Origin of the sequence: Actinokineospora sp. PR83 (genome assembly GCF_021056305.1) — a bacterium.
GTDB classification, from domain to species: Bacteria; Actinomycetota; Actinomycetes; order Mycobacteriales; family Pseudonocardiaceae; genus Actinokineospora; species Actinokineospora spheciospongiae.
In genome coordinates, this window is the sequence record NZ_JAJCXD010000126.1 from 44,375 (window position 1) to 54,236 (window position 9,862).

General features: G+C 70.5%; 8 protein-coding genes and 1 pseudogene. 4 read left to right on the top strand and 5 right to left on the bottom strand.

All coding sequences use genetic code 11. From position 1 onward, the window contains the following. Positions 1-48: 48 nt before the first annotated feature. Positions 49-1,668 (bottom strand): alpha/beta hydrolase, encoded by a 1,620-nt coding sequence (locus tag L6E12_RS32410; protein ID WP_236231735.1) that lies wholly within the window; start codon positions 1,666-1,668, stop codon positions 49-51. Positions 1,669-2,088: 420 nt separating this feature from the next. Here L6E12_RS32410 and L6E12_RS32415 point away from each other — a divergent pair, with 420 nt between their 5' ends. From L6E12_RS32415 to L6E12_RS32430, 4 genes are all read left to right on the top strand, one after another. Continuing rightward, positions 2,089-4,284, top strand: coding sequence for a glycoside hydrolase domain-containing protein (locus L6E12_RS32415; protein ID WP_236231736.1), 2,196 nt, complete (start codon positions 2,089-2,091; stop codon positions 4,282-4,284). A 54-nt stretch (positions 4,285-4,338) separates the two neighbouring features. Then, positions 4,339-4,668 (top strand): hypothetical protein, encoded by a 330-nt coding sequence (locus tag L6E12_RS32420; protein WP_236231737.1) that lies wholly within the window; start codon positions 4,339-4,341, stop codon positions 4,666-4,668. A 271-nt stretch (positions 4,669-4,939) separates the two neighbouring features. Continuing rightward, positions 4,940-5,362: a hypothetical protein gene (locus L6E12_RS32425; RefSeq protein ID WP_236231738.1), complete on the top strand. Its 423-nt coding sequence runs from the start codon at positions 4,940-4,942 to the stop codon at positions 5,360-5,362. 80 nt (positions 5,363-5,442) lie between these two features. Then, positions 5,443-7,329, top strand: coding sequence for an FAD-dependent oxidoreductase (locus tag L6E12_RS32430; RefSeq protein WP_236231739.1), 1,887 nt, complete (start codon positions 5,443-5,445; stop codon positions 7,327-7,329). Between the two features lie 33 nt (positions 7,330-7,362). On the opposite strand, the gene L6E12_RS32435 is transcribed toward L6E12_RS32430, so the two are convergent. From L6E12_RS32435 to L6E12_RS32450, 4 genes and pseudogenes are all read right to left on the bottom strand, one after another. Continuing rightward, complete coding sequence (locus tag L6E12_RS32435; RefSeq protein ID WP_236231740.1) at positions 7,363-7,827, bottom strand: hypothetical protein; 465 nt, start codon at positions 7,825-7,827, stop codon at positions 7,363-7,365. Further along, positions 7,824-8,573: a hypothetical protein gene (locus L6E12_RS32440; protein WP_236231741.1), complete on the bottom strand. Its 750-nt coding sequence runs from the start codon at positions 8,571-8,573 to the stop codon at positions 7,824-7,826. Before L6E12_RS32440 ends, L6E12_RS32435 begins: the two co-directional genes overlap by 4 nt. Beyond that, positions 8,570-8,713, bottom strand: coding sequence for a hypothetical protein (locus tag L6E12_RS32445; protein WP_236231742.1), 144 nt, complete (start codon positions 8,711-8,713; stop codon positions 8,570-8,572). Before L6E12_RS32445 ends, L6E12_RS32440 begins: the two co-directional genes overlap by 4 nt. Before the next feature lie 130 nt (positions 8,714-8,843). Then, positions 8,844-9,862, bottom strand: a pseudogene (locus L6E12_RS32450) (hypothetical protein); the annotation flags it as partial.

Below are 9,862 nucleotides of genomic sequence, written 5' to 3' on the forward strand. Positions count from 1 at the left end.
TTGCCGAACAGCGGCCCGGGTGGGGCCGGGCCGCTGTTCGGCGGGTGGTCACCGCGCCGGGAACGCCACCTCGTTCGGTTGGCACACGGTCCCCTTCGCCGGGGCGGCGAGGTTGATCAGGTAGTCGGTGGCGATCCGGTCGGCGCAGGTGCTGCGGCCGAGGATGGTGTGGCCGATCGCCTCCACCGTCACCAGGCGGGCGTTGCCCAGGCGGGTGGACATGCGCTGGCTGAAGGCGTACCGGGTCGCGGGGTCGTGGGTGTTGCCGACCAGCAGGACCGGGTTCGGGGTGCTGCGGTTCCACGGTCCGGTGTACCGCTCGGCCCAGCGCGCGGCGAACGGCCACTGCACGCAGATCCCCGGGTCGCCCCAGGCCAGGCCGCGGCCGAAGGTGGGCATGGCGCGGTCCCACGCGTCGGCGATCGGCGGCACCAGGCCGGGCCAGTGCAGGAACGGCTTGTCCGTGCAGTTCACCGCGGAGTAGGAGTCGTCACTGGTGTAGGGGGAGTCCGGGAGGATGTCGCGGCTGGGCTCGAAGGCGTTCGGGGGGAGGGTGATCGCGGGGGTGGCGGCCGTTCGGGCTCGGGCTCCGCTGGGGTGCAGGGCGTCGTAGGCGGATTGCAGGAGGATCGCCACGGTGGGCAGTTCCACCGCCTGGTTGTAGACGGCTGTGGACATGAAGTTGGTGAACGCCTCGAACGTCATCCGCCAGTCCGGGCTCAGCGCCGGGAAGCGCAGTGTGCCGTCCCGCTCGGCGGTGTCCCGCAGTTCGGTGAACTTGGCCTTGGCGTCGCCGCTGAACGCGCACGCCGCCGGGCCTGCCGAGTCGCACTGGGTCAGCAGTTCGTCCAGCGCCAGTTCGAAGCCCTCGGTGCGCTGCCGGTCGTATTCCAGGCCGTTGGTGGTGCGCAGCAGCGGGTCGACGTTGCCGTCCAGCACGATGGCCCGCGCGTTCTGCGGGAACAGGTTCGCGTAGGTGGCTCCGATGAGGGTGCCGTAGGAGAAGCCGAGGAAGTTGAGCTTGGCGTCGCCGACCCCGGCCCGCAGCAGCTCCAGGTCGCGGGCGACGTGTTCGGTGGACATGTGGTTGAGCAGCGGTCCGCCGAGTTGTCCGCAGGCGCGGCCGTAGTCGCCGTAGGCGGCGTTGGTGCTGCGTTCCTGTTCTTCGGTGAGTGGGATGGCGGAGATGCGCGCGTTCAGGGCGTCGTTGTCCTCCTGGGTGGTGAAGCAGCGCACCGGGGAGCTGCGCCCGACGCCGCGCGGGTCGAACCCGATCAGGTCGAACCGGGACAGCACTTCGGGGGAGAGGTAGTTCTTCATGGCCTGTGGCAGCTTGTAGCCGCTGCCGCCCGGTCCGCCGGGGTTGAGGAACAGCGATCCGATCCGGGTGTCGGGGTTGTCGGCGGCCCGGCGCATCAGCGCCAGTTCCACCGTGCCCCGTTGTGGTCGGGCGGGGTCGATGGGGACGGGGTGGCGCGCGCAGGAGTAGCGCAGCACCTCGGTGGCGGGCAGGGTGACCAGGTCTTCGTACGCGCACGGTCCCCAGGCCACGGGGGTGGGTGGGGTGGGCGCGGCGACGGCGGGTGCGGCGATGCCGCCGGTGGCGCCTGCCACCAGGGCTGCCACGGCGATCAGCCGTGCGAGCGGTCGTCGGGGTGGGGTTTTCATCGTCGTTGACTCCTCCCAGGACCCGCACGCGGTGCGGGCTCGGGAAGGATCACATCCCGGTGGTGTCCGCCGACAGCGTCCGACAAGTCGAATCGATTTCGGCGAATGGACGCGCTTTCGGTTTCTTGTCAATTGCGGACAAGTGGTTTCGTGGTGGTTCTGTGTTTTTCTCGTGAAGGTCTCGTGCGTCGGGCCTGTTGTTGCTCGACAACGCTCTTCGGATCTGGCTAGCATGTTTTCAACACTGGGGAGTGGTCGGGAGTCGTGGGCGGGGGCCGCGGCCCGGTCTTCGACCGCCGGCGGGGGCCGGCTCGTTGTCGGGGTTCATTCGCGTGGTGCGTGCGCCGCGGGCTTTTCGCCCGCGCGTTCGGTGTCGCGCGTCCGCTTTGCCGTCCGGTGGGCGGCGGGAAGGTCTGTGGCGTGGTCGACGAGATGGTTGTCCGGGCGCAGCGGTTCATCAACTCCTATTCCGTGGCCGGGATTCCGAAGGTGGAGGAGAACGGCAGGACGGGGTGGTCGGTGGTGTACGCGCTCACCCGCGCGTTGCAGTACGAACTGGGCATCACCGCCCTGTCCGACAGTTTCGGGCCCACGACGTTGGCGGTGTTGCAGTCGCGGTTCCCGGTGGTCGACGCGGGTAGCAGGCATGGGAACGTCTATCGGATCGTGCAGTCCGCCTTGTACTGCAAGGGGTATGACGGCGGGAACGTGGACGGTACTTTCAACTCCAGGGTCTCGGCCGCTGTTGTCCGTTTGAAGCAGGACATGGGGGTGGCCGTCGCCTATCCGGGTGATGGTGTCACCCCGAAGGTGTTCAAGGCGCTGTTGACGATGGATGCCTACGTGGCCCTGCCTGGTGGTGGGGAGCAGGTCCGGTCGGTTCAGCAGTGGCTCAACGGTCGTCACCAGGGGCGTCGGAACTTCTTCATCATCCCGTGTGATGGTTATTTTTCCCGGGACGTGCAGAAGGCGCTCGTGTACGCGATCCAGTACGAGATCGGGATGGGTGACGAGGTGGCGAACGGGGTCTTCGGGCCCGGTACCAGGGATGGCGTTCGGGCGCACTCGTTGACCACCGGCAGCACCGGCACCTGGGTGTTGTTGTTCCGCGCCGCGTTGATCTTCAACCAGCGGTCCGGGGTGGTGTTCACGTCGGTGTTCGACGGTGCTCTCGCCGCGGTGGTCCGGGGTTTTCAGGGTTTCGTCGCCCTGCCGGTGACCGGTATCGGGGATTTCGCGACCTGGGCGTCGTTGCTGGTGTCCACTGGGGACGCGACCCGGCGGGGGACCGCGGCCGATTGCGTCACCGAGGTCACCGCGGATCGGGCTGTGGCCCTGCGTGCCGCGGGGTACCGGGTGGTGGGGCGCTACCTGGCGAATGCGCCGGGTTCTTCGTTGGACAAGCAGATCCAGCCCGGTGAGTTGGAGCGATTGCGGTCGTTCGGGCTGAACTCTTTTCCGATTTACCAGACCCTGGGTGGGTCCGCGGAGTACTTCAGCCACCAGCAGGGTGTGGCCGACGCGCTGGCGGCGGTGCAGCGGGCGCGTCACCACGGGTTCCGGTCGGGTACCCGGATCTACTTCGCGGTCGACTTCGATGCGCTGGACCACCAGGTGAGCGACAACGTCCTGCCGCACTTCCGGGCGATCGCGGCGATGGTGGCCCAGTACGGTGCGGAGTACCGGGTGGGGATCTACGGTCCGCGCAACGTGTGTGCCCGGGTGGCGGCCGAGGGGTTGGCCGATGCCAGTTTCGTTTCCGACATGTCCACCGGGTTTTCCGGCAACCTGGGTTATCCGATGCCCGCGAACTGGGCCTTCGACCAGATCTCCACCGTTTGGGTGGGGTCGGGCAGTGGGGCCATCGAGATCGACAACAACATCTCCTCGGGTCGTGACCCGGGTCAGTCGGGCTACGACCCGGAGGTGCCCGACAGTGCGCTCGACGTCGGTTTTGACATGGCGAAGCGGGACGCGTTGCTGGCCGACGTGCGCGCCTGCCTGGAGGGGCGGGGTGTGCCGGAGACCGGTGGTGACGGGTGGCAGGCCCTCACCCTCAACAGCACGACCGAGGCTGTCGAGGTGGTGTTGGCCCTGGATTGGTTGATCACCCGGCTGGCCCGGTCCTACCGGATGCGCAAGGCTCTCATCCAGTGTCCGCTGTTATGGGAGTTCCGCGCCTACAACGTGGGGGACCCGGCGGCTGATGCGTTGGTGCGGCAGTACCACGAGGGCACCGGGGTGGGTCCGGCGGATTCCAGTACGGGGCTGGGGCAGGTCTTCGCCCGCACGGCGATCGTCGCCACCAACCACTGCATCCGGCAGGGTGTCCTCGGTGGGCGGGTGAAGGACCCTGATGCCGATGCCGACCTGTGGGAGGTTTGGCAGAAGCTCAACGGTGATCCGGTGTACAACGTGGGTGTGATCCCCGCGGTGCACGTCTGGGGTGCGGCGGATGTCGGGGTGGCCCGGCCGGGCCCGCTGACGACCGAGGACGACAGCAGGCGGATCATGGCCCGGTACAACGGGACCGCGAACAGCTCCGTCGGCTACGGCGTGGCCATGGTGGACCTGTACCGGATCTTCGAGAGGTACCAGGCGCCGCTGCGCTCGTGACGCGCGGGGGATCGGGGGGACGTGGTCGGGGCTCGGCGGGTGGTTGCCTGGGCTGTGGCCACGGTGGCCAACTGGCTGCTCGGGCACTTGGCGTTGGTGCCGGTGTTCCTCCTGGTGTACGCGGTCGGTCAGGGTCTGCTCGCCCCGGCGGGTCTGGTGGCCGCGGATTGGCGGTACACCGGGCAGCCGGGTGTCGACGCCGTCGTCGGTGGTGTGGGCGTGGTGTTGATCGCGGGGGTGTGGCACCTGGTCAACTTCGGTTTGGCGTTGGTGTTGGAGGTGCCGTGGGGGTGGCGGTGGGTCTGGGGTGGTGTGCTGGTCCTGCTCCCCGGCACCCTGGCGTTGGCTTGGCCGTCGTTCTGGCACTGCGTCCAGTGGTTGTGAATCGTCTCTGACCTCGGAGGGCCCTGTCATGTCGGAAGATCTCGCATCACCTGAGTCCACCTCTGTGTTCCGGCGTCGGGCGCTGCTGCGCGCGGGTGTCGGTTTGGCCGCGGTGGCGGGGATCGGCGCGGTGTCGACCACCTCGGCCGTCGCCGCGCCTGCGGCGCCGCCGGTGCGTGTCCCGCGTGACCCGCGTACCGGTGCGGTCAGTGCGAACGGTTGGCCGGTCGAGTCGTCCGCGGATGCGGGTGGGGCGGTGTGGACGCGCCCGGTGCCCGGCAGCGACCTGCGTGTCCCGGTGCGGGTGGGTGCGGTCGAGGCGGTCCTGGTGCACGTCGTGCGCCGCTACCACTACGAGGTCGATTCGCTGCGCGCGGGGGAGGTGACCGGTTTCCGCGCCACCGGTCTGTCGCGGCGCGGCCCGGACAGCAACTTCGGTTCGGGTACCGCGGTCGCGATCCGCCCCGGTTGGTACCCGGCGGGTACGACCGGTGACCTGACCGGGTTCCAGCGGGCTGTCATCGCCGACATCGTGGCGTCCTGCGGGGGTGTGGTCCGCTGGGGTGGCACGTTCGCCACCCCGTGGGAGGCGCACTTCCAGATCGATGTCGCACCCGGTGATCCCCGCTTGGCGCGGGTCGCCGAGTTGGTCGGCGCGGGTCGGGGTGCGGGGGTGCTCGTCCTGGGTGCCTGAGCTGCCGCGCACCGCGGGGTCGGGCGCCAGTACACGATCCGGGACTGTTCGGACCCGGTCGAGCACGGGACACTGGCGCCATGCCTCATGACGCTGGCGGTCTGCCCGGTGTGCTGGTGGTGGGGGCCGGGGTCGCCGGGCTCGCCGCGGCGCGGGCGCTGCGCGAACTCGGCCACCCGGTCACCGTCCTGGAGGCGCGTGACCGCGTCGGCGGGCGGATCTGGACCGATGAGCACGGGGTGGACCTGGGTGCGCACTGGATCCACGGCACGGACGGCAATCCGATCACCGAGTTGGTGGAGGACCTGGGGATCGCGCACAGCTACGTCGGTGGTGACAGCGCCTATACCGGGGGGTTCGACAACCTCGACCTGTTCGGTGCGGACAACCTGCGCGCGGGGCATCGCCGCAAGAGCCGCACCCGGGAGCTGGCCGATGGCGTGCTGCACGAGGTCGAGCAGCGGGCTGAGGCCGCGCGCCGGGGGCGGCACCCGGACGTGCCGCTCGGTGAGGTGGTGCGGCAGGTCCTGGCCGAGCGCCGGTTGTCCGCCGAGGACGAACAGGCGGTCCGCTACCACCTCAACGTGATCCTGCGCGAGGACGTCGCGGAGGACCCGGACAGGCTGTCGCTGAAGTACTGGGAGGACGGGTACCTGGTCTACGGCTACGGCGACAGCGTGCTGCGTGAGGGGTACCGGTCGGTCGTCGACGCCCTCGCCGAGGGGGTGGACGTCCGGCTGGGGCACGTGGTCACGCGGATCGACGTGGGGGCCGGGTCGGTGCGGGTGCGGACCGACCGGGGTGGGTTCGAGGCCGAGAAGGTGTTGGTGACGTTGCCGCTCGGTGTGCTCAAGGCCGGTGTGGTGCGCTTCGAGCCCCCGCTGCCGGAGGTCAAGCGGTCGGCGATCGCCCGGTTGGGCTTCGGCACCCTGAACAAGATCGCCCTGCACTACCGCGAACCGTTCTGGCCGAAGGAGCAGTACGTCTTCGGCTACCTGTGCCGTGACACCGACCGCCACCCCACGGTCGTCATCAGCATGTGGAAGTCCCACGGCGCACCGGTCCTGGTGATGCTGCTGGGTGCTTCGCTGGGTCGTGAACTGGAGACCTGGTCCGACGAGGAGGTTTCCACCTACGCCACCACCATCGTCGCGGACGTGTTCGGTTCGGGTGCTCCCGCGCCCGAGCGCATCTCGCGCACCGCCTGGTCCGCCGACCCGTTCGCCAGGGGTTCCTACACCTGCATCGGGGTCGGCGCCTCACCGGGGGACATCGGCACGTTGGCCGAACCGGTGGGTGATCGGCTGTTCTTCGCCGGTGAGGGCACCAACCCCCACCACTGGGGTTGTGTGCACAGCGCCTACGAGTCCGGCCTGCGCGAGGCCGCGCGGATCAGCGGGAATCCCACCACCCACACCCCGCCGAACGCGGGCACCTCCCGCCGCCGGGCGCGCAACACCGACCGCGTGCTGCGCTTCGCGCGGATGCGGATGGCCCACGTCGGTGAGCAGGAGCTGGCCGAACGGGTGGCGTGCCTGCGGGAGAGCGCCGACCCGCACGGGGTTCGGTTGTTCACCTCGCTGGCCGAGACCGACCTGGAAACCCTCGCCTCGATGTTCGACGAGATCCCGTTCACCGCGGGTGATTCCCTGTGCCGGGAGGACGACGCCGCGCACGGGGTGCTCTTGGTGGCCGGCGGTGAGGTGGAGGTCGACTTCGGTGGTGTCTACGACCGCGCGGTCGTGGGTCGCGGTGCCCTGCTCGGCCACCACGACCTGTTCGCCGAGGCCCGCACCACGTCGGTCACCGCGGTCAGCGACGAGGTGGTGGTGTTCTACCTGGACCACTACCGGTATCGGAGTTTCCTGCACGCGTTCCCGGAGGTCTTGGTGCTGATGATGTCGGACCTGGTCAAGCGGTGGGAGCAAGTGGAGAGCGTCCTCGGTTCCACGACGTTGCGCCGCTGAGGAGGTGTTGCCGACCGGTTGTGGGGGTGAGGATCACCGCGTGGTCGTGGAACCGCGTCGGAGCGGGAGGAGCAGCGCCGCGCTGATGAGGAGGAACGCGCCCAGGGACACGGCGTTGAGCAGGTTGTCGGTGGCGCTGTACATGTCCAGGTGCCGCAGGTGGTAGGCGGTGTGGAAGGCGTTGAACACCAGCCAGGCCGCGCCGGTCACCCGGACCAGGGTGGTGTCGGTGGGCCTGCCGGCCGCGATCAGGGTCAGGGTGGCGAAACCCAGGTAGAAGGCGCCGATGTCGGAGGACAGGTGCTGGTTGTGGGGGCCGAGCACCGGCAGCCACCGCAACCCGAAGCCGGGGAAGGACTCGTACCAGGCTTGCGGGGTGAGGTAGGCCCACCCGCCGATCCCCAGTGCCACGACCCCGAGCACGACCAGCAGGACCCGGCGGGTTCCCGCGCCCAATGCCGGACCGGGTGCCCGGTGCCCGGTGCCACTGCGACTCACATCCGCCTCCCCTGTCCCGTCGCGGTGTACCCACCGGGGCGGGGAAGCACCTGCCGCCGGGGCAAGACGACACGATCGGGCGGTGCGCTCAGCCGCGGCGGGGCCTCGTGTCGAATTCGACCAGCGCCCAGCAGACGACGCCGACGACCTGATCCGCGGAGCGGGGGCTGGCCCTTCTCCGCGCCGCTGGTCAGACCCTGCGACAGCAGTCGCTCGGTCAGGAAGAACAGCACCACGACCGGCACCGTCTGGGCGATGTAGACCAGCACCAGGCCGACCAGGGAACCGCGTAGCTGTACCCGGGTCAGCAGCACGAACAGCGGGATGGCCACCACGATGCTCGGGAACAGGTACACCACCAGCAGCAGTGAGCTGATCCGCCGCCTGCCGAAGGAGTCCAGCCTGCTGACCGCGTACGCGCCGGGGATGGCGACCGCCAGCGCGATGAGCACCGACAGCGTGGCCACCACGGCGCTGTTGACCAGCAGCGCCAGGAAACCCTGCCCGCCCTCGCCGACCGGGCGCAGCACCTCCTCGTACGCCGACAGGTCCACCGCCCCGGGCGCGGGCAGCAGCGAATCCGGCCGCAGCAGCAGGTCCTCGATGGGTCGGACCGACAGCATGAGCATGTAGTGGAACGGGAACGCGGTCGCGGCCAGGAAGAACGCGATCACCACCCACCGCGGCACGCCGAACACGACCCGCTCCACCCGGTCGCGCGTCCACCGCCGCACCCGCCCCGTCACGCGTGGTCCCCCTGCCGCCGTCGCAGCAGCCACAGGTAGGCGCCGAGCAGCACGGCGAGCCCCGCCGCCACCACCGGTGCCACGCAGGGGATGAGCATGGCCGCCCGCACGAACGAGCGGCCGGGGAAGGGCCTGCGCACCGCCCCCCACGAGATCCAATCGGCGTAGACCGGGCCGGATCACCTCGCCCGGTGCCCGGGACCGTGCCAGTGGCGTCCGGGCTGCTGGTGCGCTCCCGTCAGGCCCGGCTCCCGTGGCCGCCTGCGCCGGTCACGGGAGCCGGGCGACGACAGCGGCTGCGAGGGTGCGCGCGGTGTCGCACAGCGCCGCCTGGTCGGTGCTGTGCGGGTCCCTGAAGTCGACGACCACGAGTTCCTCGCGGTCCTCCTCGGTGCCGCGCAGCACCGACGGCGGGGTGTAGAGCCTGTGCACGACCTGCACCCGGCACGTGGTGCCGGTCGCCGCGACGACCGCGTTGCGGTCGCCGACGCGGACCCGTGTGCCGACCACGTCCTGGTCGTCCTCGATCGGCCACTCCCGGCTGTAGCGGACCTGCACCGCCCTGCGGTCGTGCTCCCAGTCGCACTCCCAGCGGCCGAGGCCCGCGTCACCGGCTTCGGTGGATCCGATCGCGGCGGCCAGGTCGGATCCCGACAGCAGGGCGCAGGCGTCGGCGTGGGCCAGTGACCAGGGGGCGAACGGCTGGGCGCGGTGGGGGAGCGGGCCGTTGGCGAGCATCTGCGCCACCGTGCCCACCAGGGTTTCGGAGATCGCGCACATCGGCGTGTTCTGCGCGTCGTCCAGTGGCCGCGACGTGATGACCACCCGGTTGAGGTCGGCCAGGGGCAGCGCGCGGGTGCAGGCGCCGTCGCGGACCTCCGGGCGTTCGATGCCGCCCACCTGCCCGGGTGTCGGCGGTCGGGGCGGGTACCGGAGCGGGCCGGTCAGGTCGAGGTGGGTCTGCACCTGTCCCGCCTCGTCCGGCAGGGTGGTGGTGACGACGCAGGTGCCGAAGTTGCCCAGTTCCGGGTCGATGAAGGCCTCGCCGAACCCGGCCAGGGCGTCGGTGGACAGCGCGGCGCAGGGGTCGGCCGCGGCCGGGTCCGCGCCCAGCGTGCCGGGGAGGTCGCCGTCGCGCTGCGGTGGGCCCGCCGTGAGGACGGCGGTGGTCACCAGGGCGATGGCGCCGACGCCCGCGACCGCGGCGGCGAGCCTGCGCCGACCGCGGCCCGACAGGCCGGCCCGCCGGGCCGGGACCTCCCGCTCGCCCGCGAGCACGCGGGTGGCCT